The organism is Achromobacter insolitus (genome assembly GCF_002209555.1).
GTDB lineage: Bacteria > Pseudomonadota > Gammaproteobacteria > Burkholderiales > Burkholderiaceae_B > Achromobacter > Achromobacter insolitus.
In genome coordinates this window covers 131,997-157,989 of record NZ_NJIF01000005.1, presented here as the reverse complement: position 1 = coordinate 157,989, position 25,993 = coordinate 131,997, and the positions used below count along the sequence as shown (strand labels likewise).

Here is a 25,993-nt window from a genome sequence, read left to right as displayed (position 1 = left end):
TATATCAAGGCGGTTCGCATAATGGGCGCCATCCCTCAAAGAACATAACGGAGACAATATGGCGTTCCCCCGAATCCTTGCCGCATGCGCGGCCGCGGCAGCCCTGTCCAGTCCGGCGCTCGCCGATACTTGGCCTTCCAAACCGATCACCCTGGTCGTGCCATTTTCGGCCGGCGGCCCGACCGACTTCATCGCGCGCCTGGTGGCCGAACCGCTGGCGCGCGAGCTGGGGCAGCAGATCATTGTGCAGAACAAGCCGGGCGCAAGCGGTAACGTGGGCTACCAGAGCGTGCTGAACGGTCCCGCGGACGGCTACACCTTGATGCACAACACGGTGGCCATGCAGGCCATCAATCCGTTGATGTACCCCGGCGCGAAAATGCATCCCTTGCAGGACTATGTGCCGGTGGGTACGACGGGCGCCATGCCCAACCTGCTGGTGGTCAATCCCGAGCGTACGCCGGTCAAGACGCTGGCCGAGCTGGTCCAGCGCGGGCGCGACACGAAGCAGGGGCTCAGCTATGCAACTTTTGGTCCCGGCAGCTCACCGCACGTTTATGGCGCGTCGCTGCAGAAGCTCGCTGGCTTCCAGGCGGTGGGCGTTGCCTACAAGGGCAGCGCGAACGCGGTGACGGACGTGATCGGCGGGCAGGTGGATTTTCTGTTCGACAGCATGTCGACCAGCCTTGGCCAGGTGCAGGGCGGCCGGCTGAAGGCGCTGGCGATCACCTCAGCCGAGCGGTCGCCCTTGCTGCCGGACGTGCCTACGCTAAAGGAAGCGGGCTATCCCAGCCTGGATCTGAAGTTCTGGTTCTCCTTGCAGACGCCCGCCGGCACGCCGCCGGAAGCGGTGCAGAAGCTGCGCGCGGCCGTGGCTCGAGTCGTCGCGAGCGATGCGTACCGCAAGGCGATGCAGGAACGTGGCGCCGAGGCTTTCCAGGTTGCGCCCGCCGAACTGGACGCATTTTTCAAGCGTGAAACCGCCCAATGGACGCAAGCCGCGCAAACCATCGGCCTGAAGGGCGAGCAGTAACCATGTCCACCGGAGCACGCATGACGCCGTTGAAGAACATCACTGTCCTTGACCTGAGCAAAGTGTTGGCCGGACCGCTTTGCGGCCAGTATCTGGGCGAGCTTGGCGCCCGGGTGATCAAGGTGGAACCCGTGGGCAAGGGCGACGACACGCGTGCCTGGTTGCCGCAGGACGCAGGCCAGTCCGCGACATTCCTGGCGGTGAACCACAACAAACGCAGCCTGGCCGTCGACCTCAAGACGCCGGAAGGGCGCGCGGTGGTGCATCGCCTGGCCGAGCGGGCGGACGTAGTGCTGCAGGGGTTCGGCGGCAAGACCGCCGCGCGCCTCGGGGTGGACTACGAGACGCTCAGCGGACTCAATCCCCGGCTGGTGTACTGCGAAATCTCGGGCTACGGCCGCGAGGGGCCGATGGGCGAGGAGCCGGGCTATGACGTCATGCTGCAGGCCTTCAGCGGCATGATCAGCACCATGGGCGAGCCTGGCGGGAATTTTGCGCGCGCCAGCTTTTCTCCGGTAGACCTGGGCACCGGCTCCTTCGCGTTGAGCGGAATCCTCGCCGCGCTGCTGGAGCGCAGCCAGACGGGCAAGGGGCAGTACCTGGATGTGTCCCTCCTGGACACGTCGCTGGGGCTGATGTCGTATATGGCGCAGAACTATTGGCGTACCGGTCAGATTCCCCGCCGCATGGGGACGGGCCATCCGGCCATGTGCCCATACCAGGCATTTCGCGCAGCCGATGGCGACATCATGCTGGGCGTGGGCAACGATGCGCAATGGCAGCGCTTCTGCGCCGTTGCGGGGTTGCAGGACCATGTGAATGCGCCGGACTTTGCAACCAATGCCGACCGGGTCCGAAACTTCGCCGCGACGGTCGAGCTGGTCCAGGCGCGGATGGAGACGCGCAGCGTGGCGCAATGGCTGGAAGCGCTGAAGCCGGCGGGGATTGCTTGTTCGGCCATCCACACATTGGACGAAGCGCTGGCGCATCCGCAGGTCGCCGCGCGCGAATTGATCGTCACGAGCCGGCATCCGGTCCTGGGCGAGGTCCGCAATGTCGGCCTGCCCATACGATTTGGACACCAGCCCCGGCAGGCTGCGCTGCCCGCGCCCATGCTGGGCCAGCACACTCGCGAAGTCCTGGCCGAGCTGGGCTATGCGCCAACCGAAATCGAAGCGTTGCTGGCTTCCGGCAGCGTGCAGACCCATTCCTGAATGCGAGACCAACGATGACATTCCTGCGCTATGAAGTCCGCGATCGGATTGCCGAAATCCACCTGTGCCACGCGCCCGTCAATGCGCTTAATGAAGACATGCTGGATGCGCTGATCGCCGCCCTGGAACGCGCCAATGCTGATTCCGGCGTGCGCGCCGTGCTGCTGGCGAGCGATCTGCCTGGGCGCTTTTGTGCCGGGCTGGACATGAAAAAGCTGCTGGACAGCACGCCGGCGCGCATCCATTCACTGTTGTCAAAGCTGTACATCAAGCTCTACGACACGCAGTTCAACCTGGGCAAGCCCTCGATCTCGGTGGTGTCGGGCGCAGTGCGCGGGGGCGGCATGACGGTGGCGATCTCCAGCGACATGGTGGTCGCAGCAGATACCGCCACGTTCGGCTATCCGGAGATCGACGTCGGTGTCCTGCCCGCGATCCACTACGTGCATTTACCCAGCATTGTGGGCAAGCACCGGGCGTTCGACCTGCTGTTCACCGGGCGTACCTTCGACGCGCAAGAGGCACGCGGGTTGGGACTGGTGGCACGTGTGGCGCCCGAGGCGGAATTGCTGGAGCACGCGCGCGGGCTGGCGCAATCATTGGCTGGCAAGCCGCCCCAAGTCCTGGCCATGGGCCGACGCGCCTTTGTCTACAGCAACGACAATGAGTACCGGCGCAGGGTAGCGACGGCGGTGGAGGTGTTCTGCAACGCTGCCGCCACGGCCGAGGCGCACGAAGGCCTGAGCGCCTTCGTACAAAAACGCGCGCCGGTCTGGGGCGGCTAGCGCAACGGCGTCAGCCGCGCCTTACTTGCCCAGAAACCGCGGCGCCCGTTTCTCGCGGAACGCGCGCACGCCTTCGGCGAAGTCTGCGCGCGACGCGGTGTCCAGGAAGCGCGCCGTTTCTTCGGCCAGCTGGGTTTCCAGCGTGGCATGTTCGGCGCCACGCAGCAGATCCTTGGCGCCTGCGATGCCGTGCGGGGCGTGGCGGGCGATTTCCTCGGCATAGGCTTGCGCCGCCTGAGAGAGCTCGCCAGGCGCGGCGGTGCGCGTGACGATGCCCCAGGACTGCGCGTCGGCGGCGCTGAACGCGTCATGGCGCAGCAACAGGTCCAGCGCGCGCCGGGCGCCAAGCACCCGGACGAGGCCGTGTGTCATGCCGGCGTCGGGCGTGGCGCCCAGCTTGAGATAGGCTGTCATGAATCGCGCATCGGCGTCGGCGATGGCGAGGTCGCAGGCCAGCACCAAAGACAAGCCCGCGCCCGCGGCAATGCCATGCACCTGGGCGAGCCAGACTTTATCCATGCGGGCGATGCGCGCCACGAAGTCGTTCAGCGGCGTGAATAGCTCCAGCAGCGTGGCGCGCACCTGAGCCGGCTCTCCCGTGAACATGCTGATGTCGCCGCCAGCGCAGAAGGTTTTGCCGGTGGCGCGCAAAAGCACGACGCGGACTTCGTCGCGCGCCTCCAGCCATTGCGCGGCACGCTGCAAATCTTGCGCCATCGCGACGTCGATGGCGTTGAGGGCATCGGCGCGGTTCAGCGTTACGGTCGCGATCGCGCCGTCGGATTCCAGGAACAGCGTCTGGAAGGCGGGAAGTCCTTGGGTCATGGCGAGTCTCCGTTATCGGGTAAATACCAGCTGTCGATCCAAAAATCGCGATGCTATGGTCTGAACCGAGCGCTTGCTTGGTTTTCTTTTAAGCACGCTTAGCGTAACGCATAGAACGATTTTCCGGCGCTGTACTGGCGTAGGTAAAGACAGGTTCGTTGCATCTCCTGCCTCGCGGGTTCGCCAGACCGACGTCGATAAAAACTTCGCATGCCAAGGCGAGGAGACAAATGGTGGATCAGTCGGACAGCCCTCCCTTGCTGGAGGTGGATGGGGTCACGCTGGCGTTTGGCGGGGTCAAGGCGCTTACCGGCGTTGGTTTTCGCGTCGCGCCCGGGTCTATCACCACGGTCATCGGCCCCAATGGCGCAGGCAAGACCTCGCTGTTCAACACTATTTCCGGTTTCTACCGTCCCGCATCCGGACAGATCCGTTTCCAGGGGCGAGATATCTCGCGCGTGGCTGCGCCCGAACGCGCCAGGCTGGGCCTGGCTCGCAGTTTCCAGAACATCGCGCTGTTTCGCGGCATGACCGTGCTGGACAACATCAAGCTGGGCCGCCATGCACACTTGCGCACCAACGTGCTGGACGCCTTGCTGTACCTGGGCCGGGCGCGTCGCGAAGAGATGGCGCTGCGCGCCGACATTGAAGAACGCATCATCGATTTCCTGGAGATCGATCACATTCGCCACGCACCGGTGGCCGCGCTGTCCTATGGCTTGCAGAAACGCGTGGAACTAGCGCGCGCGCTGGCCATGAACCCCAAGGTATTGATGCTGGACGAGCCGGTTGCCGGCATGAACCGCGAAGAGACGGACGACATGGCGCGCTTCATTTTGGACGCTCGCTCCGAGTGGGGCGTGACGGTACTGATGGTTGAGCACGACATGGGCATGGTGATGGACCTGTCGGACCATGTGGTGGTGCTGAACTTCGGCCAGGTCATCGCCGACGGCACGCCTGCGCAGGTGCAGGCGGATCCGCAGGTCATCCAGGCCTATCTGGGTGCCGGTGACGTAGGCGACCTGCGCCGCCGTCTGCGGGAGGCGGCCTGATGGACATGCTGTTCTTCCTGGAAGTCACGCTGGCCGGACTGGGCAGCGGCGGGCTTTATGCGCTGGCGGCGCTGGCCTTCGTCATTGTCTACAAGGCGACGCGGGTGGTGAACATCGCCATCGGCGAATTCCTGATGCTGGGCGCTTATGTGTTCTACGCCTTCGCCACCGGCATGGAATGGCCGATCTGGCTGGCCATCGTGGGCGCCGTCGTGGTGTCGGGGGCATTGGGCGCGCTCGTCGAGCGGCTGACCATCCGGCCCATGCTGGGCGAGGCGCCGATCTCGGTGTTCATGATCACGGTGGGGCTGGCGTCGATCCTCGTTGGCGTGGTGGAACTCATCTGGACCGCCGATCAACGGCGTCTGCCGGAATTCATGCCGCGCTCGCCGGTTATGGTGGGCGAAGCCTTTGTCGCGCCCAAGGTGTTCTATGGCTTCTGGGTGGCCGTCGTGCTGGCGTTGCTGGTGCTGGTGGTGTTTCGCTATTGGCGCGGCGGAGTGGCGCTGCGCGCGACGGCATCGGACCAGGGGGCCGCGTACGCCATGGGCATCAACGTGCCGCGCGTGTTCTCGCTGGCCTGGGTTGCGGCGGGGGTGATAGCGGCGGTGTCAGGCGTGATCGTGGGCGCGATCGGCGGCATTTCCTCGTCGATGGGGGTGTTCGGCCTGTCGGTGCTGGTGGTGGTGATCGTGGGCGGACTGGACAGCGTGGCCGGCGCCTTGGTGGGCGGCGTATTCATCGGCCTGCTGGAGGCCTGGGCGGGCGCCTACATGGGCGGCGAATACAAATTGCTGGCCACGTTCATCGTGCTGGTGGTGGTGTTGATGGTCAGGCCGTACGGCCTGTTCGGCACCCGTGAAATCGAGAGACTCTGACCGATGCGCATCGCGACTGCCAAGCAGACATATCTTGCGGATGAAGCGTTGTTCGACACCCGCACGCAAAAGGCGTGGCTGGCCTTGCTGGCTGCGTCCCTCGTCATGTTCCCCTTCGCGGCGGATGCCTACTGGTTGTACCTGGCCTGCCTGGTGGCCATCAATGTCGCCAGCGCCACGGGCCTGAACATTCTTACGGGCTACACCGGACTGGTCAGCCTGGGACAGGCGGCCTTCATGGGATTGGGCGCATACACGGTCGCGGTGCTGGAGCAGCGGCTGGGCACGCCGGTGCTGCTCAATCTGGTGGCTGCGGGGCTGGTGGCGATGGCGGGCGGCCTGCTCGTGGGGATCCCGTCCCTGCGGGTGAAGGGCCTTTATTTGGCCATCGCCACGATCGCCGCCTCGTTCATCGCGCATTTCATCTTTGCCAATTGGCAGTTCACTGGAGGTACGACAGGGATGCAGGTGCCGCCGGCGCGCGTGCTGGGCGTGGACCTGGACACCTCGTTCAAGATCTACTGGCTGATCGTGCCGGTCACGGCGCTCATGGTGCTGGGCGCGGCCAATCTATTTCGCACGCGCATCGGCCGCGCCTTCATCGCCATACGCGACCGTGACATTTCGGCCGAGGTATTAGGCATACGCCTGCTGCGCTACAAGCTGCTTTCGTTCGGCCTGTCCTCGTTCTACGCCGGCGTGGCGGGCGGGATGTGGGCCTACTTCTTCCGTGTCGTTACGCCCGAGAGCTTTCCCCTGATCATGTCGATTTTCTTCCTGGCGGCCATCATCGTGGGCGGCATGGGCACGATCCTGGGTTCCATCCTGGGCGCCATCTTCATGACCATGGTGCCGGAGCTGCTCAAGCTGGTCGTGGGCTGGCTGCCGGTGGGCGGTGACGCGCTGCGCCTGATCTCGCCGGTGCGCACCATAGTTTTCGGCCTGCTGATCGTGGGCTTTCTGATCTTCGAGCCGCACGGGCTCGCGGAAATCTGGCGGCGGGTGCGCCGCTACTTCCACCTTTGGCCCTTCCGCACCTAGCCCACACGCGGCGAACGCGGCAGCGGCCACCCATAAGACCCTCAGGAGACTAACCATGAAGCGCATCCGGATCGGCAGCGGTTTATCGAGGTTGTTGGCCCCCCTGGGCCTGGCGGCGGCCCTGTCCGCGGCGCCAGCCGCGCAGGCGGCCGAAGACCTGGTGCTGGGCGGGTCCATCCCGCTGAGCGGGGTGTTCGCGTTCGCGGGACAGGGCATCCATGCCGGCATCACCGACTACGTGAAGATCGTCAATGACCAGGGCGGGGTGAAGGGCCGCAAGCTGCGCTATGTGCCGGAGGACACCGCGTACAAGGTGGACGCGTCGGTGGCGGCGTTCAAGAAGATCACCAGCCAGAACAAGGTGAACTTCTACTACGGGGATTCCACTGGTTTTTCCAAGACCATCAACGCCGAGCTGAACCGCACGGGCGACATCTTGATGACCGGCGCGTCGTTCGCCACGGAGCTCAACGATCCGGCGAAGTATCCCGCCCAGTTCATGCTGGGCCCCGACTACACGGAGATGTTCGGCATCCTGTTGCGCTACATCGCCAAGGAACAGCCTGGCGCCAAGGTGGCCTTCGTGTATTCGGACACCGAGTTCGGCCGCGATCCCATTGCCAGCTCGCGCGCGGTGGCGGAGAAACTGGGGTTGAAGGTCGCGACCGAGATCATGACGCCGCCGGGCAGCGTGGACGTGTCGACCGAGGTGATCAAGCTGCGCCGCGCCGATCCGGACTACACCATTTTCCATGGCTATGTGCTGGCGCCCATCCCGGAGTTCGTGGGGCAGGGTAAGCGCATGGGCCTGAAGACGCGCTACATGGGCACGTTCTGGACCATGGACAACTCCACCGTGATGCAGATGGGCGAGGATGCCGAAGGTTTCATGGGCGTGATGCCGTACCGCTATTACTACGACACGGCTGCCGACGCGCCGATGCTCAAGAAGATCCGCGAGATGCGTCCGCAATACCAGAGCACGGGCTACATGCAGGGCTTCCTGGCCGCCATGCTGTTCACTGAAGTCGCCAAGCGCACGCTGGACGCGGGCAAGGAGCTGACCAGCGCCAATATGAAGGCGGCGCTGGACGGTATCAAGGATTTCGACACCGGCGGCCTGATCGGGGTGCCGATTTCCATCAAAGGCAATTCGATCCCTGTGGGCCGGATCTATCGCGCCGATGTGAAGCAGAAGCAGATGGTTCCGGCGTCCGACTGGATTGTGCTGAAGTGAGGCGACCGTGACCCCTGGACATGACGCGCAAACCGTGGCGCCCGCTCCGGCGGTGCTCGATATCAACAATATCGAAGTCGTCTACAACAAGGCGGTGCAGGTGCTGCGCGGCTTGTCCTTGTCGGTGCCCGCCGGCAGCATCGTGGCGCTACTGGGCAGCAATGGCGCCGGCAAGTCCACCACGCTGAAGGCCGTGTCCGGCCTTCTGGACCTGGAGGATGGCGCATTGGTGCGTGGGCAGATCGTCTTCAACGGCGGAGACACCGCGGGCGCCCGGCCCCAGAACCTGGTGAGGGCGGGGCTGGCGCACGTGATGGAAGGACGCCGGGTGTTCGAGGACCTGACAGTCGAAGAAAACCTGGTGGCCGCGACCTACGCGTTGACGGGCAGGTCGGACGCAAGGCCGGACTTCGACCTGGTCTATGGCTACTTCCCGCGGCTGTTCGAGCGGCGCCGCGGCCTGGCGGGCTACCTGTCGGGCGGCGAACAACAGATGCTGGCCATCGGCCGGGCGCTGATCGCGCAACCCCGGCTGATGCTGCTGGACGAACCCTCGCTGGGCCTGTCGCCGATGTTGGTGGAGAACATTTTCTCCATCATCGCGCGCATCAACCACGAACAGGGGGTCTCTATGCTGCTGGTCGAGCAGAACGCCTCGGTGGCGCTGGCGGTAGCCAACTACGGCTACATCATGGAAACGGGCAAGGTCGTGATCGACGGCAGCGCCGAGAAGCTGGCCGCGGACCCTGACGTGCGCGAGTTCTACCTAGGCGTGGGCGGAACGGGCGAGGCCCGTGGCTTTCGCGACATCAAGCATTACAAGCGCCGCAAGCGCTGGCTTTCATGACGGACAAGCACATGGATATCTCCAGCGCATCCGCGCAGGACTGGCCGGCGTTGACGCTGCCGCAGATGCTGCGCGAGCAGGCTCGCCTGCGCCCCACAGCCATTGCCATCCGGCAGAAGGACTTCGGCATCTGGAAGCCGCTGAGCTGGGCGGAGTACTGGCGCCGGGCCTGCCACGTGGGATTGGGGCTGCGCGCGCAGGGGCTGAGCGTGGGAGGCCGCGTTGCCATCGTGTCCGAGAACCGCGTGGAGTGGTTGCTGGCCCAGATGGGGGCGGGGGCCGTCGGCGCGGTGGCCGTGGGCGTGTATTCGACCAGTCCGGCCGAGGAAATGGGCTATGTGCTGCAGCACGCGGACGTGGAACTGGTCGTGTGCGAGGACCAGGAGCAGACTGATAAGGTACTGCAGGTAGCGGACAGGCTGCCGCTCTTGCGGCGCATCATCATGATGGAAACGAAGGGCCTGCGATCCTATGCGCCCGCTGACCGCGTACGCATCGTGACCTATGCCGAGATCGAGGCGGAGGGCAAGCGGCGCGAGGCTGAAGAGCTTGCCGCGCTGAACCAGGCGCTGGACGGCCAGGGCCTGGAAGACACCGGCCTCATGATCTACACATCCGGCTCCACCGGCAAACCCAAAGGCGCAATGCTCAGCTACGGCAACATGCGCGGCGTGGCGCCGGGGATCGCCGACCGGCTGGCGATGGACGGCAACAGCGTGCATTTGTCGTACCTGCCGCTATGCCACGTAGCTGAACAGATGCTTTCCACCTTCGTGCCCATTTACCTGGGCGCGCAGGTGAATTTCGGCGAATCGATACGCACGGTGCAGGAAGACCTGCGAGAGGTCGCCCCGACGATATTCCTGGGCGTGCCTCGTATCTGGGAAAAGCTGCATGCGGCCATTTCGATCAAGATGCAGGAAGCAGGGCGCCTGCAGCAATGGTTGTACCGACGCGCAATTGCAGCTTGCGGGCCGTTCCTGGAGAAGTCCCCCGCGCAGTACACGCTGGGCGAGCGCTGGACGCGTTGGCTGTGGTACTGGCTGGTGCTGCGCGCCTTGCAGAATTTCATTGGCCTGCGCCGGGTGCGCGTGGCCATGACGGGCGCGGCGCCGATCTCGCCGGACGTGGTGCGCTATTTCCGCACGCTGGGCGTGCCATTGATCGAGGTCTACGGGCTGACGGAGTCGGCGGGCATGATCTTCGGCCAGCATCCCGACCGAGTGAAGGTAGGAACCGTGGGCGAGCCCATCCTGGGGGTGGAATGGCGCATGGGCGAGGCCGGCGAACTGCTGGTGCGCGGCGACATGGTGTTCCAGGGCTATTACAAGAATCCCGATGCTACGGCCAGCACCGTGCGCGATGGCTGGCTCTATACCGGCGACGTCGTGGCGGAAGATGCGGGACGTGTGCGCATCGTGGACCGGCTGAAGGACATCATGATCACGGCCGGCGGCAAGAACCTGACGCCTTCCGAGATCGAGAATGCCGTCAAGGGCAGTCCTTACGTCAAGGAATGCATTGTGATCGCCGACGGCAGAAAGTACGTGTCGGCGCTGATCCAGCTGGAGTTCGACACGGTGGGCAAATGGGCGGAGTCGCGCCGCATCGCCTTCACGCACTTCCGGTCGCTGGCCGAATGCCCGCAGGTGCGCGAACTGGTCCAAGAGGAAGTCGCGCGCGCCAACGCCGGGCTGGCTCCGGTGGCGCAGATCAAGCGCTTCCACTTGCTGACCAAGGAGCTGGACCATGACGATGGCGAGGTGACCGCGACCATGAAGGTCAGGCGCGCCAGCATCTACCGCAGCTATGCGGACGAAATCGAAGCGCTCTACGTTGAGGAGACAACGGCATGAACGAAGCTGTGATCGTGGAGGCCGTGCGCACCCCCTTCGGACGGCGCGGGGGATGGTGGGCGGATACCCGCCCGGACACGTTGCTGGCCGATACCGTACGCGGCCTGCTGGCGCGAGCCGGACTGCCTGGCGCCCAGGTCGAGGACCTGATCGCCGGCTGCGTCAGCCAGGCCGGCGAGCAAGGCGCCAATATCGGCAGGCTGGCGGCCATGCTGGCAGGACTGCCCGAGAGCGTACCGGGCGTGGCCCTGAACCGCATGTGCGGATCCAGCCAGCAGGCGGTGCATTTTGGCGCGCAGGCCATCGCTGCGGGCGATATGCGTTATGTGGTCGCGGGCGGCGTCGAGAGCATGAGCCGTGTGCCGATGTTCCTGGACGTGACGCTGGGCCAGGGCGAGTTTCGCGGTTTCGAGACCCTGAATCCGGCCTTGCTGGATCGTTATCCGCTGATCCACCAGATCGAGAGCGCCGAGCGGATTGCCGAGCGCTGGCAGCTCTCTCAGGCCGAAATGGATGAATGGGCCCGCGAGAGCCATGCGCGCGCCTGGAGCGCGGCGCAGGCGGGCCGCCATGCCGAGCTGCTGCCGGGGCCGCAGGAGGCGGCGCGGCGCGACGAAGGCATACGCGAAAAGACGGATGCCGCCCGCATGGCGGCCATGGCGCCCGCATTGCGGCCGCCGGGCCAGGGTCGCGTCACCGCCGCCAACGCCAGCCAGCTCGCCGATGGCGCCTCCGCGGTATTGCTGGCCGATCGCGACGCAGCGCTGGCCGACGGACTGCGGCCCCGCGCGCGCTTTCTGGCGCGGGTGGCGGTGGGGTCGGATCCGGTGCTGCAACTGACGGGAGTGATACCGGCGGCCCGCCAGGCGCTGTCGCGCGCAGGCCTGAGTCTGGACGATATCGACTGGATCGAGATCAATGAGGCCTTCGCCAGCGTGGTGTTGGCGTGGCAGCGTGAACTGGGCGCCAACCTGTCACGCGTCAATCCCTGGGGCGGCGCAATCGCCCATGGTCATCCGCTCGGGGCGACGGGAGCCGGCTTGATGGCCAAGATGCTGGCAGGGCTGGAGGCGACCGAAGGAGAGCTGGGCATGCAACTGATGTGCATCGGCCACGGCATGGCTACTGCGACCATCATCCAGAGGCTGTGACCGCACATGGAGAAAATCCGGGAGGCCGCCGGCGCTCGGGACGAGGGCTCCGAGTCCGAACGTCGGCGCGAAGTGGTCCTGACTGCGGGGCAGCTGTTCTGCAAGCACGGCTACGAGCGCACGACGGTGCGCGAGCTGGCGCGGGCGGTGGGCCTGCAGTCAGGCAGCCTGTTCCATCATTTCCGCAGCAAGGAGGAGATCCTGGTGGCGGTGATGAACAACGGCATCCAGGAAGTGATAGACGACGGCGAGCGGGCGCTGGCGCGCTACCAGGCGCCGGCCGACAGGTTGGCGGCGCTGTTCCGTGTGCACATGTGGAGCATGCTGCACGGCGCGGGGGGCGACGCCATGAACGCCTTGGTGTACGAATGGCGCAGCTTGTCCGCGCCCAGCCGGGCAGCCGTGAAATCGCTGAGCGACCGCTACGAGGCGATGTGGCAGGATGCGGTGGCCGCGGCCGTCGCCGTCGGGTTGCTCCAGGGCGATGCGCGCGTCATCAAGCGTTGCGTGCTGGGCGCCATGAACCTGACGGTGCAGTGGTACAAGCCGGATGGCCGCTTGCAACCCGCCGAGTTCATTGATGCGATGTTGCAGGCGTCGCTGCCTTCGCTGCCGGCCGGGGCCGGCAAGTGGCCGGAATAGGTGGGCCGCGGGGCGTCTAGCCCCGGCGTTTGAAGAACGCGCCCACGGCGCAGACGACAGCCAACGCCAGCAGGGTGCCCGCCACGGGCAGCAGGAAATCCACCTGGCCGCGATAGCCGCCGCCGGTGACCCCGCCTGCCACGCCGCCCGCCCACAGCAGGAAGGTCATCAACGAGGCGGCCACCGAGAGGGCTGCGGCGATGCATAGCGCGATGAACACCGGCCGGCGCGGGCGCGCCGTCGGGTAGGGCGAATAGGGCGTGCCGCCGCGGGGCTGTTTGATCCAGTAGATCAGCCCCGCCGCGACGAGCAGCAGCATCAGGATCTTGAAGATCATGATGCCAGCGCCTGCTTAGTCTTCACGGCGCAGGTGCGGGAAGAGGATGACGTCGCGGATGCTGGGGCTGTCGGTCAGCAGCATGACCAGGCGGTCGATGCCGATGCCGCAGCCGCCCGTCGGAGGCATGCCGTATTCCAGGGCGCGGATGTAGTCCGCGTCGTAGTACATGGCTTCCTCGTCGCCAGCGTCCTTGGCCTCGACCTGCGAGCGGAAACGCTCGGCCTGGTCTTCGGGGTCGTTCAGCTCCGAGAAGCCGTTGGCGATTTCGCGGCCCGTCATGAAGAGCTCGAAGCGCTCGGTGATGCCTGCGCGGGTGTCGGAGGCGCGCGCCAGCGGGGAGACTTCCACCGGGTAGTCGATGATGTAGGTGGGGTTCCAAAGCTTGGCTTCGGCGGTCTCTTCGAACAGAGCCAGTTGCAGCGCGCCGAGGCCGGCGCGCGACAGCACCGGACCGTCCGCGTCGGCGCCCAGCTTCTTGAGCTCCGCGCGCAGGAAGGCCGGATCGTCGAGTTGAGCCTGGGTATAGCCCGGGGCGTACTTGAGGATGGCTTCGCAGATGGTCAGGCGGTCGAACGGCTTGCCCAGGTCCAGCTCGCGCTCCTGGTAGGTCAGCACGGCACTGCCGGTGGCCGAGATGGCGGCCTGGCGGATCAGTTCTTCCGTGAAGTCCATGAGCCAGCGGTAGTCCGCAAAGGCCGCATAGAACTCCATCATGGTGAATTCAGGATTGTGGCGCGGGCTCACGCCCTCGTTGCGGAAGTTGCGGTTGACTTCGAAGACGCGCTCGAAGCCGCCCACGATCAGGCGCTTGAGGTAGAGCTCGGGGGCGATGCGCAGGAACATTTCCATGTCCAGCGCATTGTGGTGCGTGACGAAGGGCTTGGCCGCCGCGCCGCCCGGAATCGGGTGCAGCATGGGGGTTTCCACTTCGAGGAAGCCGGCGTTCAGCATGAACTGGCGGATGCTGCCCACGGCCTTGCTGCGCGCTTCGAACGTGCGGCGCGTGGCGTCCGTCATGATGAGGTCGACGTAGCGTTGGCGGTAGCGCAGTTCCTGGTCGGCCACGCCGTGGAACTTGTCGGGCAGCGGGCGCAGCGACTTGGACAGCAGGCGCGCGCTGGCGGCGTGCACCGACAGCTCGCCCTTGTTGGTCTTGAAGACCGACCCTTCGATCGCGATGATGTCGCCGATGTCCCATTGCTTGAACGCGGCGTAGCTGTCTTCGCCCAGGGTGCCGCGGTCCAGGTAGATCTGGATGCGGCCGGTGCTGTCCTGCAGCGTGGCGAAGCTGGCCTTGCCCATGACGCGCTTGAGCATCATGCGGCCGGCGACCTTGACGGTGACAGGGTTGGCGGCAAGGGCTTCCTGCTCCTGGCCGTCGTATTTGTCATGCAGCGCGGCGGCGCGAGCGTCCGGAACGAAGTCGTTGGGATACGCGACCCCGGTTTCGCGCAGTTTGGCCAGCTTGGCGCGCCGTTCGGCGATCAAGCGGTTTTCATCCTGGGCGGGCGCCGGAGTGGTCGAGTGGTCGGTCATGGTCGGGGAGTCAGTCGTAATTGCGGATGTCGTCGATTTCGGTCGTGCCGAAATCTTCGCGATCCAGGTAGGCGAGGATGCGGGAGGCCACGTTGGCGGGCGAAGACAGCTTGCCGGTCGCGTGGAATTCCTGGAACTTGGCCAGCGCCGGGAAGCTTTCCGGATCGCTGGAACGGATGGCGACCTGCATGTCGGTGTCGACGATGCCAGGGGCCAGCGCGACGATGCGCGCGCCGTCGGCGCCTTGCTCCGCCTTGACCACGCGCGAGTACATATCGAGCGCGGCCTTGGTGGCGCAGTAGACGCCCCAGCCGGCATTCGGGTTGCGGCCCGCGCCGGAGGAGATATTGAGCACGCGGCGGTCGGCCTGGAGGTCTTCGACCGCGGCCAGAAAGCGCGCCGTGAGCAGCATGACGGCGCTGACGTTCAGGTTGAAGGCGGCGGCGATGGCCGCGCCGTCGACCAGCGCGTCGGTGCCCGCGATGGGATGCACGGTGCCGGCGTTGTTGATCAGCAGATAGCGGCCGGCGTCGCGCGGCAGCGACGCGCAGATGCGCTGCGCCACCGTCTCGACGGCGTTCAGGTCCGAGAGGTCCACGGACAGCTGTTCGAGCTGCACGTCCTGCGAGCGCGCGTAAGCGGCCAGCTCAGGATCTTCCCGGCGCGCCAACGTGATCAGGCGGGTGCCTGGTTTGGCCAGGCCGCGCGCCATGGCGGCGCCGATCCCGCGCGATGCGCCGGTGAGAATTGCAATGGTGTCGGACATTCGTGAACCTCTGGATGCGTTGAGGGGAGTATCGCGAAACTTAGATGCCTTGCTTCAGGCTGGCCTGGATGAAGGGGTCCAGGTCGCCGTCCAGCACCTTCTGGGTGTTGGAGATTTCGACGTTGGTGCGCAGGTCCTTGATGCGGCTCTGGTCCAGCACGTAGGAACGGATCTGGTGGCCCCAGCCCACATCAGTCTTGGAGTCTTCCAGCTTCTGCTGCTCGGCCATGCGATTGCGCATTTCCAGTTCGTAGAGCTTGGACTTCAGCATCTGCATGGCTTCGGCGCGGTTGCGATGCTGCGAACGATCGTTCTGGCACTGCACCACGATGCCGGTGGGCATGTGGGTCAGGCGCACGGCCGAATCGGTCTTGTTGATGTGCTGGCCGCCCGCGCCGGAAGCGCGGTAGGTGTCCACGCGCAAGTCCGCGGGGTTCACTTCGACTTCGAAGGACTCGTCGACTTCGGGGTAGACGAAAACGCTGGCAAACGACGTGTGGCGGCCACCAGACGAATCGAACGGGCTCTTGCGGACCAGGCGGTGCACGCCGGTCTCCGTGCGCAGGTAGCCAAAGGCGTATTCGCCTTCGATCTTGATGGTGGCGGACTTCAGGCCTGCCACGTCGCCTTCGGATTCTTCCAGCACTTCAGCCTTGAAGCCCTTGCGCTCGGCGTACTTCAGGTACTGGCGCAGCAGCATGGAGGCCCAGTCCTGCGCTTCCGTGCCGCCGGCGCCTGCCTGGATGTCCAGGAAGCAATTCAGCGGGTCGGCCGGATTGGAGAACATGCGGCGGAATTCCAGGGCTTCCAGCTTTTCCTGGAAGGCGTCGGCGTCCTGCTCGATGGATTCGAGGGTGGCGTCGTCATCGTCGGCGGCGGCCATTTCGAACAATTCGTTCGAGTCGGCCAGGCCCGTGCCGAGATTGGCGAGCGTTTCCACCACGTCTTCGAGGGCTTTCTTTTCACGGCCCAGGTCCTGGGCGTGCTTGGGGTCGTTCCAGACCGCCGGATCTTCGAGTTCGGCGTTTACGACTTGCAGGCGTTCGGCTTTGGCATCGTAGTCAAAGATACCTCCGTAGAGCCTGTTCGCGCTCCGCGTAATCGGCGAGGCGGGCTGCGAGCTGGTTCTGACGTTCGGCTTCCATGATGATCCTGTCCTGATGACTTTTGTGCGAAACCGAACATTTTACCGTGCTTGGGCCAAGTGCGCGGCCCCGTTGGGCAAGAAGGGGGACGGATCGCACAGGCCAGGATGGGTCTGCTGCGCGCAAGTTGTTCAGTTTTTTGTCAACTGTTGGATTCTAGGCTGCGGGTGGCGGACCGGCCGTTCCTGATCGGAGCGTAGCGGGACGCGACGGCGCCGGCGAGCAGCCGGCCTATCCCGACAGAGGAATGGAGACACAGATGGACAACGCGATGGCCCCCGGGGTATCGCCGGCGATCCCGGCGACAGAGGAAGACCGGATCTACCGCAAGGTAGGGTGGCGGCTGGTACCGCTATTGGTGGTGTGCTACGTCGTGGCCTACCTGGACCGCGTGAACGTGGGGTTCGCCAAGCTGCAGATGCTGCAGGAGCTTCAGTTCAGCGAAACGGTATATGGGCTGGGGGCCGGCATCTTCTTCATCGGCTATTTCATTTTCGAGATTCCCAGCAACATCATCCTGCACAAGGTGGGGGCGCGGGTCTGGATCGCCCGCATCATGATCACCTGGGGGATCATTTCCGCCTGCATGATGTTCGTGACCAGCGTGCATATGTTCTACATCCTGCGCTTCCTGCTGGGCGCGGCCGAAGCCGGGTTCTTTCCGGGCATCATCCTGTACCTGACCTATTGGTATCCGGCGGCCCGACGCGGCCGCATCACGACTTTCTTCATGACCGCGGTGCCCATGTCCGGACTGATCGGCGGTCCCATCTCCGGGTGGATCATGAGCACCTTTCATGGCGATCATGGGCTGTCGGGGTGGCAGTGGCTGTTCCTGCTGGAAGGCATACCCTCGGTAGTGATAGGCGTGCTGGTGCTGATCTATCTGGACGACCGCATCAACAAGGCCAAATGGCTGACCGCGACCGAAAAGGCCGTGCTGATCCGCAACATCGCAGCCGAGGAACAGCAAAAGGAAGATCCGCCGATCAGCGCCGCGCTGGCCAAGCCGCGCGTGTGGGCGATGGCGCTGATCTACTTTTCGTTCGTGATGGGGCTGTACGGTGTGGGCTTCTGGATGCCGACGCTGATCAAGAGCACCGGGGTGCAAAGCCCATTGGCCATTGGCCTGCTGACGGCGGTGCCGAACCTGTTCGCCGTCATCGGCATGATCCTGATCTCGCGCAATTCCGACCGGCACCGCGAGCGCCGCTGGCACGTGGCGCTGCCCGCGCTGTTTGGCGCCCTGGGCCTGCTGCTGTCGGCGGTGTGGAGCGGCAATACCGTGCTGGCGATTTTGGCGCTGACGGTGGCGAACATCGGGATTTGCACGGTGCTGCCGTTGTTCTGGAGCCTGCCGACGGCGTTGCTGGGCGGGACGGCGGCGGCGGCGGGGATTGCGCTGATCAATTCGGTGGGAAATCTGGCGGGGTTTGTCAGCCCTTACCTGGTGGGCTGGCTGAAGGATATGACCGGGACGACCAACACCGGGCTTTATATGTTGTCGGGGTGCCTGGTGGTGGGCGCGCTGGTGGCATTGGCGCAGCCGGCCAAGTTGGTGAATAAGTAGTCGCTGCCGCGGTGCCGGGCTACGGGGCGCCAGGGGCCGTTGCATGGGTCCTGGCGCCTTTTTCGTTTGGGCGGTGGTTCAGGGCCTCGGGTTGCGGATATTGGGGTTCCTTGGCCGCCGAGGCTGCCCTGCGCCATTCCGATGCTCGCCCCGGTGGGGCTGCGCTTCGGATGGCTCCGGGGTCCTCGGCTGACAGCGACGTAATGCAACGGTTTTTAAAAGCAGCCGCATGTGCTGACGCCGGCGGCTCAAGAATCCAGCGTCACAAAACCAAACGTCAACAACCCACCCGATTGCGTTATCCCGCGTGCTCGATGACCAGTTGCACCGAAACCATCCCATTCCATACGTTCTGTTCAAGCCGGTAGGCGGCCTGGATGTGCTCGGGCAGGGATTGGTCGTGGCCGAACCAGATGGCGTCAAAGCGCTGGTGGCCGCGCTCCAGTGACAGCTTGAGGTGCTTTTCCCCGACCAGGCGCTGGTTGCGCACCACGAACTCGTCGAGGAACAGCGGGGCGGCGAAGCCGGCGCCCCAGACTTGCTGCTGCAGCATGCCAGCCACATCGGCATTCGCATAGCCGGATTCCAGCGAGCCGTCGGTTTCAATCACCGGCTCGAAGGTATCGCGGCCCGTCAGTTCGCGCACGGCGGCGTCGAAGGCGGGAGCAAAGGCTGCAAAGTCGCCGCGTCCCAGCGTCAGGCCCGCCGCCATGGCGTGGCCGCCGAACTTGCGGATCAGGTTGGGATGGCGCTTGGATACCAAATCCAGCGCGTCGCGCAGGTGCACATCGGGGATGGAGCGGCCCGAACCGCGGATTTCATCGTCGCCGGCGGGCGCAAATGCCAGCGTAGGCCGCCAGAACTTCTCTTTCAGGCGCGAGGCGACCAGCCCCACCACGCCCTGGTGCCAGCCCGGGTCGAATACGCAGACCGTGGCGCCCGCGGCCGCGTTGGGCTCTTCCATGGCGGCCAGCGCCTGCTCGCGCATTTCGGCCTCGATCGTGCGGCGCTCGCGGTTGATGTTGTCGAGTTCGCGCGCCATTTCCAGCGCTTGCGCTTCGTCATCGGTGGTCAGGCAGGCGATACCCAGGCTCATGTCGGCCAGGCGGCCGGCCGCGTTGATGCGGGGGCCGAGGGCGAAGCCCAGGTCGAAGCCGTTGGCCGCGCGAGGCTCGCGCCCGGCCACCGCAAACAGCGCGCGCAGCCCGGGCTGCAGGCGGCCAGCGCGCATGCGCTTCAAGCCCTGGGTGACCAGCAGGCGGTTGTTCGCGTCCAGCTTGACCACGTCGGCCACCGTGCCCAGCGCCACCAGGTCGGCCAGCGCGTCCAGGCGCGGGCCGCCATCAGCAGCGTAGACGCCGCGCCGGCGCAGCTCTGCGCGTAACGCCAGCATCATGTAGAAAATGACGCCCACGCCCGCCAGGTTCTTGGAGGGAAAGCCGCAACCTGGCTGGTTGGGGTTCACGATGGCCAGCGCCGCGGGCAGCGTGTCGCCCGGCAGGTGGTGGTCAGTGATGACTACGCCGATGCCGGCCGCGTTGGCAGCGGCCACGCCGTCCACGCTGGCGATGCCGTTGTCCACCGTGATGATGATGTCAGGCTTGCCGGCGCGATGCCGGACGGCCAGGTCGACCACGGCCGGCGACAGGCCGTAGCCGGTCTCGAAGCGGTTGGGGACCAGGAAGTCCACGTCGGCGCCCATGGCGGACAGGGCGCGCAGGCCGACCGCGCAGGCGGTGGCGCCATCGCAGTCGTAGTCGGCCACGATCAGCAGTTTCTTGCCCGCCTGGATGGCGTCGGCCAGCACGCCCGCGGCGTGGGCCGAATGCGTCAGGCCGGTGGGCGGCAGCAGCGATTGCCAGGCCAGTTGGGTCTGATCGGGATGGGTCACGCCGCGGGCGGCCCACAGGCGAGCCAATAGCGGGTGGATGCCCGAGGCTTCAAGGATTCTGCAGGCGTCGAAGTCCGGCGTGCGGACGGTTAAGCGGGGTGAGACCACCAGGCGCTCCAGTTTTTCTTGGGCGCGGGCAGCAAGCCGAGCAGGCCCCCGCGCGGTTTCAGGGTGAGGGCGACCTTGCGGTCTTCGCCCAGCAGCAGCAGTTCGGCGGGCGCGGCGGGCAGGCCGTGCTTGCCCGCCAGCGGGCGCAAATGTTGCGCGTCCAGCGCGGCCAGCGCATCCAGCCAGGCGGCCCAGTCGCCGGCCCGTTGGGGGGCGTCCAGATTCGTGTACACCTGCGCCGGGGCTGGCCGGGCTTGCGTCCAGGGCGCGCCGCCGCCATACAGCCACAGCGCGTTGACCGGCGGCAAGCCCCGGGCTGCGCGGGCGTCGTTGACCGGGTGTTCGTGCCAGGCCATTTGTATTTCATTGAGCAACCGGCGCCATGGCCGCGTTTCCGCATCCTGGCGCCACCAGTCATTCAAGCGATGTCCCGCCACGGCCAGCGGACTGGCGGTCTGCGGGCGCAGGCCATCCGGCAGGCGCAGGCGCCAGCGTTCGGCCGCAAGCGGCTCGACCGAAAAGCCCGTGCCCTCGAACAGGGGGCGGGCGGTATCCAGCAGCGCGGCCGATTCCTCGGCGCGCAGGTCCATCAGGCCCGGGTCCAGCAATGTCGCCTGGTCCGTGCCCAAGGCGAGGTGGACCAGTTCGGCCAGCCAGACGGGGCCGTTGCCGTCGGCCTGCGCGCCGGCGACCAGTGGGCCTAGTCCGGCGCCGGGCGGCAGGCCGGGCTCGGGGACGTAGCCGGCGCGGTCCAGCTGCCAGGATTCGTAGGGCGTGCAGCCTTGGGCGCGCAGGTCGTAAGCCTGGGGCCGGGCGGCGCCGGCCTGGAGCCAGCCGTGCAGCGTGGGAGCGCGTTCGGGCAGGTGCTTGGCCAGTTCGGCGGCAACGGGGAGGGCGGGCAGGGCGCCCGGAATGACGATCAGCATGGGCGCGATTGTAGTCCCCGCTGGCCCCGGGAACTAAGCGGCCTGCGGCACTGCCATAGCTTGAAACGCCTGGTCTCGGACGCGCACATCCGCGGCGCGGATTCCAGGCGGTTAATGCCATAATGCGCACGTGCTGAAAATACCCTACGAACTATGGATAGGCGCCCGCTATGCCGGGCTGGCCCGAATCCGCCAGCGACGCGGCCGCCGCGATCGCTTTATCTCTTTCATCGCCGCCAGTTCCATGGCGGGCATCGCGCTGGGCGTCGCTGCCCTGATCGTGGTGCTGTCCGTGATGAACGGCTTCCAGAAGGAAGTGCGCGACCGCATGTTGTCGGTGCTGCCGCATATCGAGCTCTATATTCCGGGCGCGGTGCCGGAGCTGGTGCTGGAAAAATGGCAGCAATTCGCTTCCGCCGCTGAAAAGAACTCGTCCGTCAAGGCGGGCGCGCCGTTCGTGGCGGCGCAAGGCATGCTGGTACGCGGGCAGGCCCTGCGGGGCGTGCAGGTGCGCGGCATCGATCCTCAGACCGAAGGCAATGTGTCCGACCTGCCGCGGCAGATGGTGTCGGGCAAGCTTACCGACCTGAAGCCCGGTGGCTTCGGTGTGGTGCTGGGCAACGAGCTGGCCGACGGCATGGGCGTGAAGCTGGGCGATACCCTCATGATGATGGCGCCGCAAGGCTCGATCAGTCCGGCGGGATTCGCGCCGCGCATGCGCCAGTTCACCGTGGTGGGCGTGTTCTCGTCCGGCCATTACGAATACGATTCCTCGCTGGCCTTCGTCGATGACGAGGATGCCGCGCGCGTGTTCCGCGACAGCGGCACCGCTGGCGTGCGCCTGCGCATCGCCGACATGCAGCGCGCGCCCGAAGTGGCGGCCGAACTGCAGAAGGTGCTGCCGCCCTATGTGATGGCGAGCGACTGGTCGCGCAACAACCGCACCTGGTTCGCGGCGGTCAAGACCGAAAAGCGCATGATGTTCCTGATCCTGGCGCTGATCGTCGCCGTGGCCGCCTTCAACCTGCTGTCGTCCCTGGTCATGGCCGTGAAGGACAAGCAGTCCGACATCGCCATCCTGCGCACGCTGGGCGCCGGCCCGCGGGAGATCGCCCGCATCTTTCTGGTGCAGGGGGCGCTGATCGGCGTCATCGGCACGCTGCTGGGCGTGGCGGGCGGCATCGTCATCGCCTACAACGTAGACGTGATCGTGCCGTTCATCGAGCGCCTGCTGGGCGTGCATTTCCTGCCCCGCGAAATCTATTTCATCAGCGCGCTGCCGTCGGATCCCCAGGTGGGCGACATCGTCACCATTGGCGTGACTTCGTTGGTGCTGTCGCTGCTGGCTACCCTGTATCCCAGCTGGCGCGCTTCGCGCCTGCAACCCGCACAGGTGCTGCGCCATGACTGACAATCTGACTCCCGCGCTGCAGGCTGACAATATTGTCAAAGTCTATGACGAAGGTCCCGCGCGTATCGAGGTGCTGAGCAACGTCAGCCTGTCGGTTGCGCGCGGCGAGATGGTCGCCATTGTCGGCGCCTCCGGCTCCGGCAAGAGCACGCTGCTGCACATCCTGGGTCTTTTGGACGTGCCCACCAGCGGTTCCGTATCGGTGGACGGCGAGCTGGCCGTCGGCCTGTCCGAAGGGCGCAAGAGCGCGGTGCGCAACCGCAGCCTGGGCTTCGTCTACCAGTTCCACCACCTGTTGCCGGAGTTTTCGGCGCTGGACAACGTGGCAATGCCGCTTATCGTGCGCCGCGAAGGCCGCGACAAGGCGCGAGAGGCCGCGCACGAGGTCCTGGGCATGGTGGGCCTGGCCGCGCGCGAAGGGCATTTCCCGGGGCAGCTTTCCGGCGGCGAGCGGCAGCGCGTGGCACTGGCGCGGGCGCTGGTGACGCGGCCGGTATGCGTGCTGGCCGATGAGCCGACAGGCAACCTGGACCGCCACACCGCGCACAATATGTTCGAACTCCTGACGCGGGTGAACCAGGAGTCCGGCACGGCATTCGCCATTGTCACGCATGATCCCGAACTGGCTGCGCGGGCTGACCGCCAGTTGCTGATGGAGAACGGCCGCCTGGTTTCCGGCTAGGACGCGCCGGAGGATAATCCAGGCAAGGAGGTCGCGCCCATGCTGATCGATACCCATTGCCACCTGGATGCCGCCGAGTTCGACACCGACCGCGAGCGCGTCGCCGATGATGCCTGCGAAGCGGGCGTCCAATCCATAGTGATCCCCGCCGTCGAGCGGGCCAATTTTTCCGTGGTGCGCGAATTGGCCGGCAACACCGCCGGCGGCGCGTACGCACTGGGCATTCACCCGCTCTATGTGCAGCGCGCCAGCGACGGCGACCTGGACGCACTGCGCGCGGCGGTCAAGGAGTCGCTGGGCGACCCGCGCTTTGTCGCCATCGGCGAGATCGGCCTGGATTTCTTTGTGCCTGAGATAGCTTCCGGCGAGCCGCGCGAGCGTCAGGAACGCTTCTATGCCGCCCAGCTGGCGCTGGCAGCCGAGTTCGGCCTGCCGGTGCTGCTGCACGTGCGTAAATCGCAGGACATTCTTTTGAAGTACTTGCGGCGCCACCCGCGCATCGGCGGCATCGCGCATGCGTTCAACGGCAGCGCGCAGCAGGCGCAGGCGTTCATCGACCAGGGCTTTGCGCTGGGCCTGGGCGGCGCCATGACTTACGAGCGCGCCTTGCAGATCCGACGCCATGCGATGGATGTGGACCTGGCGCACCTGGTGCTGGAAACCGATGCGCCGGACATTCCTCCGGCCTGGCTGCATCCGCCGCAGCGCCGCAACGCGCCGGCCGAGCTGCGGCGTATTGCCGCCACGCTGGCGGAGTTGCGCGGCATTACGCCTGCGCAGGTGGCGCATGCCACCACCGCCAACGCCATGCGCGTCTTGCCCCGGCTTCCGGCCGCGATTCTTGCCGATTCCGACTGACCCGGCTCAGTTGCCCAGGCGCGGCAATTCCAGGCGCACGCTCAGCCCTTGCGGTGACATGTTGCGGGCTGACATCCTGCCCTTGTGCGCGGCCACGGCGGCCTGGGCGATAGACAAGCCCAGGCCGGCGCCGCTGCCAGGCTTGCGCGCGCCGGAGGCGGTGCGATAGAAGGGTTCGAACAGGGATTCCAGTTCGTCCGCGGCCACCCCCGGTCCGCGGTCCTCGATTTCCAGGCAGGCTTCGCGCGCGTTCGACAGAAGGCGCACGCGGATCGCGCTGTGCGCGGGCGCGAAGCGCAAAGCATTGCGCAGCACGTTCTCGATCGCGCTGGACAGGCTGCAACGGTCCCCGATCAGGGGCACGGGCGCGTGGTGCCCCCACTCTATGCGGATCTGCCGGCCGCTGGCCTCGTAGCGGGCATCTTCGACGACGTCGGACACGACCTCGGCAAGGTCCAGGGTTTCGGTGGGCACGGGCAGGGCGCCCAGCCGGGCCAGCCTCAAGGTATTGCCGACCAGCGCGTCCAGCCGTTCGCATTCGAGCTCGATGCGGTCCAGCTGCAAGTCCTGGCGTTCATCCTTGCGCCGCGCCAGTTCGGCGGCCAGCCGAAGCCGCGCCAGGGGCGAACGCAGTTCGTGCGCAATGTTGTGCAGCAGCTGCTCGCGGGTATCGACCAGGGCCTTCAGACGGTCGGCCATGGCATCGAAGTCACGCGCCAGCAAGCCCAGCTCGTCTTTGCGGCGAGCCAACTTGGCAGGCGTGTGCACGTCCAGCTGCCCGGCGGACAAAGCGTGCGTCGTCTGCCGCAATTGCGCCAAGGGGGCCGTCACATGGCGGCTCAGGGCCCAGCAGAATGGAGCGGTTACCGCCAGGGCGAACAGCATCAGCGCCAACGCGACCGGCGACAGGGCCAGCACTTCCCAATGCGACGAATCGAACGGCAGGAACAGCATCAACAGTACCGATCCATCGGCCAGGACCAGCTTTTGCGGCTCCCACCAGGAAACGCGCTCGCCGGTGGGATCGGCGGGCAGGTAGTCCGCTTTTGGCGACCGGTCGGGGCCGGCGCGGAAATCGGCGAGCCAGTCCTCCATGCGGGCGGGCAGCCGCCGGCCCAGGATGTCCTGGTCCTGGGCGTCCATGATGTAGATCTTCAGAGCCGAGTAGCGCCGGTCCATGGCCGCCACCCAGCGCTTCAGGCCATCCACGTCCTCGGTGCGGGCGATCTGGGCGGCGTCGCGTGTGAGGTTGCCGGGGTTCAGGCCGTCCAGTGAGTTGAAGCGGTACCAGGCCACCGCCGCCGTCAGCACCATGCCGCATACCAGGATGACGGCCATGGCGCTCCAGAAAGTCAGGAACGCGCGCCAGAACAGGGAGCGGGCAGGAAGCCAGGCCATTACTCCGCACCCGCCAGCACGTAGCCCAGGCCGCGCAGATTTCGGATGGTCAGCGTGTCGGGGCCGGCGTCAGTTCGCAGCTTCTTGCGCAGGGAACTGATGTGGGTGTCGATGCTGCGGTCGTAGCGGTCGGGCTTGCGTCCCAGCGCGTACAGGCCGATCTGGTCGCGCCCGACCACCTGTCCGGGCGTGCGCATCAGGATTTCCAGGATGCGCTGTTCCGCGCCAGTCAGCGCGATTTCGCTGTCGCCCACCCGCAGGAGTCCGGAGGCGGGGTCCAGCGATACCGTGCCCAGCGCCAGGGCGGGCCGGGTGGCTTCCGGCACTTCGTCGAAGCGGCGCAGCACTGCGGTGATGCGGGCCTTCAACTCGCGTGGGCTGAATGGCTTGGCCAGGTAATCATCGGCGCCGAACTCCAGGCCTAGGACGCGGTCCGTTTCGCCGCCGTGGGCGGTGAACATGATGACGGGGCGGCGCGAGCGTTGCCGGTACTGCTTCAGCAGGTCCAGCCCATTGCCGTCGGGCAGCATCAGGTCCAGCAATATCAGGTCGTAGTCGTCCTGCGCGAGCAGGGCGAGCCCTTGCGCGCCGCTATGCGCCAGCGCGAGCTGGCAGTGACCGGGTTCAAGGTATTCGCGCAGCATCTGCGCGAGCTCGACGTCGTCGTCGATCAGCAGGATGCGGCGAGTCGCCGGAGCGTGGGAAAAAGGCATGCGTATCGTCGGTTCTGCATCCGGCAGTTTGGCTTATGACCGCGGGCCGGAGTGTCAAGAAGTTCAAAGAAGATAAAAGTTGCGG

24 protein-coding genes are annotated in these 25,993 nt (G+C 66.0%); 15 read left to right on the top strand and 9 right to left on the bottom strand.

Going from position 1 to position 25,993, the window contains the following annotated elements; genetic code table 11:
* Positions 1 to 58: 58 nt before the first annotated feature.
* Genes CEY08_RS18475 through CEY08_RS18465 form a run of 3 tightly spaced genes read left to right on the top strand, consistent with a single transcriptional unit; the run spans position 59 to position 3,032 of the window.
* Positions 59 to 1,033, top strand: coding sequence for a Bug family tripartite tricarboxylate transporter substrate binding protein (locus CEY08_RS18475; protein ID WP_076814261.1), 975 nt, complete (start codon positions 59 to 61; stop codon positions 1,031 to 1,033).
* Between the two features lie 2 nt (positions 1,034 to 1,035).
* A complete protein-coding gene (locus CEY08_RS18470; RefSeq protein ID WP_232033841.1) occupies positions 1,036 to 2,247 on the top strand; it encodes a CaiB/BaiF CoA transferase family protein in 1,212 nt (403 codons plus the stop codon).
* A gap of 14 nt (positions 2,248 to 2,261) precedes the next feature.
* A complete protein-coding gene (locus CEY08_RS18465) occupies positions 2,262 to 3,032 on the top strand; it encodes an enoyl-CoA hydratase/isomerase family protein (RefSeq protein WP_076814258.1) in 771 nt (256 codons plus the stop codon).
* 21 nt (positions 3,033 to 3,053) lie between these two features.
* Here the strand turns inward: CEY08_RS18465 and CEY08_RS18460 are convergent, their stop codons facing one another.
* Positions 3,054 to 3,857, bottom strand: a complete 804-nt coding sequence (locus CEY08_RS18460) for an enoyl-CoA hydratase/isomerase family protein (protein WP_076814256.1) — start codon at positions 3,855 to 3,857, stop codon at positions 3,054 to 3,056.
* A 230-nt stretch (positions 3,858 to 4,087) separates the two neighbouring features.
* On the opposite strand from CEY08_RS18460, the gene CEY08_RS18455 reads away from it, so the two are divergent.
* The 8 genes from CEY08_RS18455 to CEY08_RS18420 are packed head-to-tail and all read left to right on the top strand — an operon-like array spanning position 4,088 to position 12,564.
* On the top strand, positions 4,088 to 4,912 hold the full coding sequence (locus CEY08_RS18455; protein WP_042794063.1) for an ABC transporter ATP-binding protein: 825 nt from the start codon (positions 4,088 to 4,090) through the stop codon (positions 4,910 to 4,912).
* Positions 4,912 to 5,790 carry a branched-chain amino acid ABC transporter permease gene (locus CEY08_RS18450; protein ID WP_063959926.1) on the top strand — a complete coding sequence of 293 codons (879 nt, stop codon included), beginning with the start codon at positions 4,912 to 4,914 and terminating at the stop codon, positions 5,788 to 5,790. The genes CEY08_RS18455 and CEY08_RS18450 overlap by 1 nt, the downstream gene beginning before the upstream one ends.
* 3 nt (positions 5,791 to 5,793) lie before the next feature.
* Entirely contained in the window at positions 5,794 to 6,831 is a 1,038-nt protein-coding gene (locus CEY08_RS18445; protein WP_076814254.1) for a branched-chain amino acid ABC transporter permease, read from the top strand.
* A 55-nt stretch (positions 6,832 to 6,886) separates the two neighbouring features.
* Positions 6,887 to 8,068, top strand: coding sequence for an ABC transporter substrate-binding protein (locus tag CEY08_RS18440; RefSeq protein ID WP_054456133.1), 1,182 nt, complete (start codon positions 6,887 to 6,889; stop codon positions 8,066 to 8,068).
* Between the two features lie 52 nt (positions 8,069 to 8,120).
* Positions 8,121 to 8,915 carry an ABC transporter ATP-binding protein gene (locus tag CEY08_RS18435; protein ID WP_042797142.1) on the top strand — a complete coding sequence of 265 codons (795 nt, stop codon included), beginning with the start codon at positions 8,121 to 8,123 and terminating at the stop codon, positions 8,913 to 8,915.
* The gene (locus tag CEY08_RS18430; protein ID WP_076814251.1) at positions 8,912 to 10,771 is read left to right on the top strand and encodes an AMP-dependent synthetase/ligase; all 1,860 of its coding nucleotides are present in this window, start codon (positions 8,912 to 8,914) and stop codon (positions 10,769 to 10,771) included. Before CEY08_RS18435 ends, CEY08_RS18430 begins: the two co-directional genes overlap by 4 nt.
* A complete protein-coding gene (locus CEY08_RS18425) occupies positions 10,768 to 11,922 on the top strand; it encodes a thiolase family protein (RefSeq protein WP_042794061.1) in 1,155 nt (384 codons plus the stop codon). Before CEY08_RS18430 ends, CEY08_RS18425 begins: the two co-directional genes overlap by 4 nt.
* Positions 11,923 to 11,928: 6 nt before the next feature.
* Positions 11,929 to 12,564, top strand: coding sequence for a TetR/AcrR family transcriptional regulator (locus tag CEY08_RS18420; protein ID WP_063642435.1), 636 nt, complete (start codon positions 11,929 to 11,931; stop codon positions 12,562 to 12,564).
* Between the two features lie 16 nt (positions 12,565 to 12,580).
* On the opposite strand, the gene CEY08_RS18415 is transcribed toward CEY08_RS18420, so the two are convergent.
* The 4 genes from CEY08_RS18415 to prfB all read right to left on the bottom strand — a co-directional run bounded on the left by CEY08_RS18415 (position 12,581) and on the right by prfB (position 16,351).
* Complete coding sequence (locus CEY08_RS18415) at positions 12,581 to 12,901, bottom strand: preprotein translocase subunit TatB (protein ID WP_042794060.1); 321 nt, start codon at positions 12,899 to 12,901, stop codon at positions 12,581 to 12,583.
* A gap of 15 nt (positions 12,902 to 12,916) precedes the next feature.
* Positions 12,917 to 14,440 carry a lysine--tRNA ligase gene (gene lysS / locus CEY08_RS18410; protein ID WP_063642437.1) on the bottom strand — a complete coding sequence of 508 codons (1,524 nt, stop codon included), beginning with the start codon at positions 14,438 to 14,440 and terminating at the stop codon, positions 12,917 to 12,919.
* A 10-nt stretch (positions 14,441 to 14,450) separates the two neighbouring features.
* The gene (locus CEY08_RS18405) at positions 14,451 to 15,206 is read right to left on the bottom strand and encodes an SDR family oxidoreductase (RefSeq protein WP_063959928.1); all 756 of its coding nucleotides are present in this window, start codon (positions 15,204 to 15,206) and stop codon (positions 14,451 to 14,453) included.
* 40 nt (positions 15,207 to 15,246) lie between these two features.
* Positions 15,247 to 16,351, bottom strand: a protein-coding gene (prfB, locus tag CEY08_RS18400; protein WP_104653595.1) for a peptide chain release factor 2 whose coding sequence is annotated in 2 segments (ribosomal slippage) — positions 15,247 to 16,269 and positions 16,271 to 16,351 — 1,104 coding nt in all. Because the reading frame shifts where the segments join, the coding sequence is not laid out codon by codon here.
* A gap of 259 nt (positions 16,352 to 16,610) precedes the next feature.
* On the opposite strand from prfB, the gene CEY08_RS18395 reads away from it, so the two are divergent.
* Positions 16,611 to 17,921, top strand: a complete 1,311-nt coding sequence (locus CEY08_RS18395; protein ID WP_076814249.1) for an MFS transporter — start codon at positions 16,611 to 16,613, stop codon at positions 17,919 to 17,921.
* 298 nt (positions 17,922 to 18,219) lie between these two features.
* Here the strand turns inward: CEY08_RS18395 and recJ are convergent, their stop codons facing one another.
* Both recJ and CEY08_RS18385 read right to left on the bottom strand, forming a co-directional pair.
* Entirely contained in the window at positions 18,220 to 19,920 is a 1,701-nt protein-coding gene (gene recJ, locus CEY08_RS18390) for a single-stranded-DNA-specific exonuclease RecJ (RefSeq protein ID WP_042794057.1), read from the bottom strand.
* Positions 19,902 to 20,846, bottom strand: a complete 945-nt coding sequence (locus CEY08_RS18385) for a hypothetical protein (RefSeq protein WP_076814247.1) — start codon at positions 20,844 to 20,846, stop codon at positions 19,902 to 19,904. Before CEY08_RS18385 ends, recJ begins: the two co-directional genes overlap by 19 nt.
* Positions 20,847 to 21,024: 178 nt before the next feature.
* Between CEY08_RS18385 and CEY08_RS18380 the strand changes: the two genes are divergently transcribed.
* From CEY08_RS18380 to CEY08_RS18370, 3 genes are read left to right on the top strand one after another with little or no spacing between them, the layout of a single operon-like run.
* Positions 21,025 to 22,257 carry a lipoprotein-releasing ABC transporter permease subunit gene (locus tag CEY08_RS18380; RefSeq protein ID WP_232033878.1) on the top strand — a complete coding sequence of 411 codons (1,233 nt, stop codon included), beginning with the start codon at positions 21,025 to 21,027 and terminating at the stop codon, positions 22,255 to 22,257.
* Positions 22,250 to 22,939: an ABC transporter ATP-binding protein gene (locus CEY08_RS18375; protein ID WP_042794054.1), complete on the top strand. Its 690-nt coding sequence runs from the start codon at positions 22,250 to 22,252 to the stop codon at positions 22,937 to 22,939. Before CEY08_RS18380 ends, CEY08_RS18375 begins: the two co-directional genes overlap by 8 nt.
* Positions 22,940 to 22,978: 39 nt before the next feature.
* Entirely contained in the window at positions 22,979 to 23,797 is an 819-nt protein-coding gene (locus tag CEY08_RS18370; protein WP_076814244.1) for a TatD family hydrolase, read from the top strand.
* Between the two features lie 6 nt (positions 23,798 to 23,803).
* Here the strand turns inward: CEY08_RS18370 and CEY08_RS18365 are convergent, their stop codons facing one another.
* Positions 23,804 to 25,195: a sensor histidine kinase gene (locus tag CEY08_RS18365; RefSeq protein ID WP_076814242.1), complete on the bottom strand. Its 1,392-nt coding sequence runs from the start codon at positions 25,193 to 25,195 to the stop codon at positions 23,804 to 23,806.
* Positions 25,195 to 25,908, bottom strand: a complete 714-nt coding sequence (locus tag CEY08_RS18360) for a response regulator transcription factor (protein ID WP_076814241.1) — start codon at positions 25,906 to 25,908, stop codon at positions 25,195 to 25,197. The genes CEY08_RS18365 and CEY08_RS18360 overlap by 1 nt, the downstream gene beginning before the upstream one ends.
* Positions 25,909 to 25,993: the final 85 nt, after the last annotated feature.

Bases quoted from the DNA above. Each gene is read 5' to 3' on its own strand.
- CEY08_RS18415 (WP_042794060.1), bottom strand. From the start codon at position 12,901: ATGATCTTCAAGATCCTGATGCTGCTGCTCGTCGCGGCGGGGCTGATC.
- CEY08_RS18370 (WP_076814244.1), top strand. From the start codon at position 22,979: ATGCTGATCGATACCCATTGCCACCTGGATGCCGCCGAGTTCGACACC.
- CEY08_RS18440 (WP_054456133.1), top strand. From the start codon at position 6,887: ATGAAGCGCATCCGGATCGGCAGCGGTTTATCGAGGTTGTTGGCCCCC.
- CEY08_RS18475 (WP_076814261.1), top strand. From the start codon at position 59: ATGGCGTTCCCCCGAATCCTTGCCGCATGCGCGGCCGCGGCAGCCCTG.
- CEY08_RS18455 (WP_042794063.1), top strand. From the start codon at position 4,088: ATGGTGGATCAGTCGGACAGCCCTCCCTTGCTGGAGGTGGATGGGGTC.
- CEY08_RS18385 (WP_076814247.1), bottom strand. From the start codon at position 20,846: ATGCTGATCGTCATTCCGGGCGCCCTGCCCGCCCTCCCCGTTGCCGCC.
- CEY08_RS18430 (WP_076814251.1), top strand. From the start codon at position 8,912: ATGACGGACAAGCACATGGATATCTCCAGCGCATCCGCGCAGGACTGG.
- lysS (WP_063642437.1), bottom strand. From the start codon at position 14,440: ATGACCGACCACTCGACCACTCCGGCGCCCGCCCAGGATGAAAACCGC.
- CEY08_RS18375 (WP_042794054.1), top strand. From the start codon at position 22,250: ATGACTGACAATCTGACTCCCGCGCTGCAGGCTGACAATATTGTCAAA.
- CEY08_RS18365 (WP_076814242.1), bottom strand. From the start codon at position 25,195: ATGGCCTGGCTTCCTGCCCGCTCCCTGTTCTGGCGCGCGTTCCTGACT.
- CEY08_RS18445 (WP_076814254.1), top strand. From the start codon at position 5,794: ATGCGCATCGCGACTGCCAAGCAGACATATCTTGCGGATGAAGCGTTG.
- CEY08_RS18425 (WP_042794061.1), top strand. From the start codon at position 10,768: ATGAACGAAGCTGTGATCGTGGAGGCCGTGCGCACCCCCTTCGGACGG.
- CEY08_RS18420 (WP_063642435.1), top strand. From the start codon at position 11,929: ATGGAGAAAATCCGGGAGGCCGCCGGCGCTCGGGACGAGGGCTCCGAG.
- CEY08_RS18470 (WP_232033841.1), top strand. From the start codon at position 1,036: ATGTCCACCGGAGCACGCATGACGCCGTTGAAGAACATCACTGTCCTT.
- CEY08_RS18460 (WP_076814256.1), bottom strand. From the start codon at position 3,857: ATGACCCAAGGACTTCCCGCCTTCCAGACGCTGTTCCTGGAATCCGAC.
- CEY08_RS18395 (WP_076814249.1), top strand. From the start codon at position 16,611: ATGGACAACGCGATGGCCCCCGGGGTATCGCCGGCGATCCCGGCGACA.
- CEY08_RS18360 (WP_076814241.1), bottom strand. From the start codon at position 25,908: ATGCCTTTTTCCCACGCTCCGGCGACTCGCCGCATCCTGCTGATCGAC.
- CEY08_RS18450 (WP_063959926.1), top strand. From the start codon at position 4,912: ATGGACATGCTGTTCTTCCTGGAAGTCACGCTGGCCGGACTGGGCAGC.
- CEY08_RS18465 (WP_076814258.1), top strand. From the start codon at position 2,262: ATGACATTCCTGCGCTATGAAGTCCGCGATCGGATTGCCGAAATCCAC.
- CEY08_RS18405 (WP_063959928.1), bottom strand. From the start codon at position 15,206: ATGTCCGACACCATTGCAATTCTCACCGGCGCATCGCGCGGGATCGGC.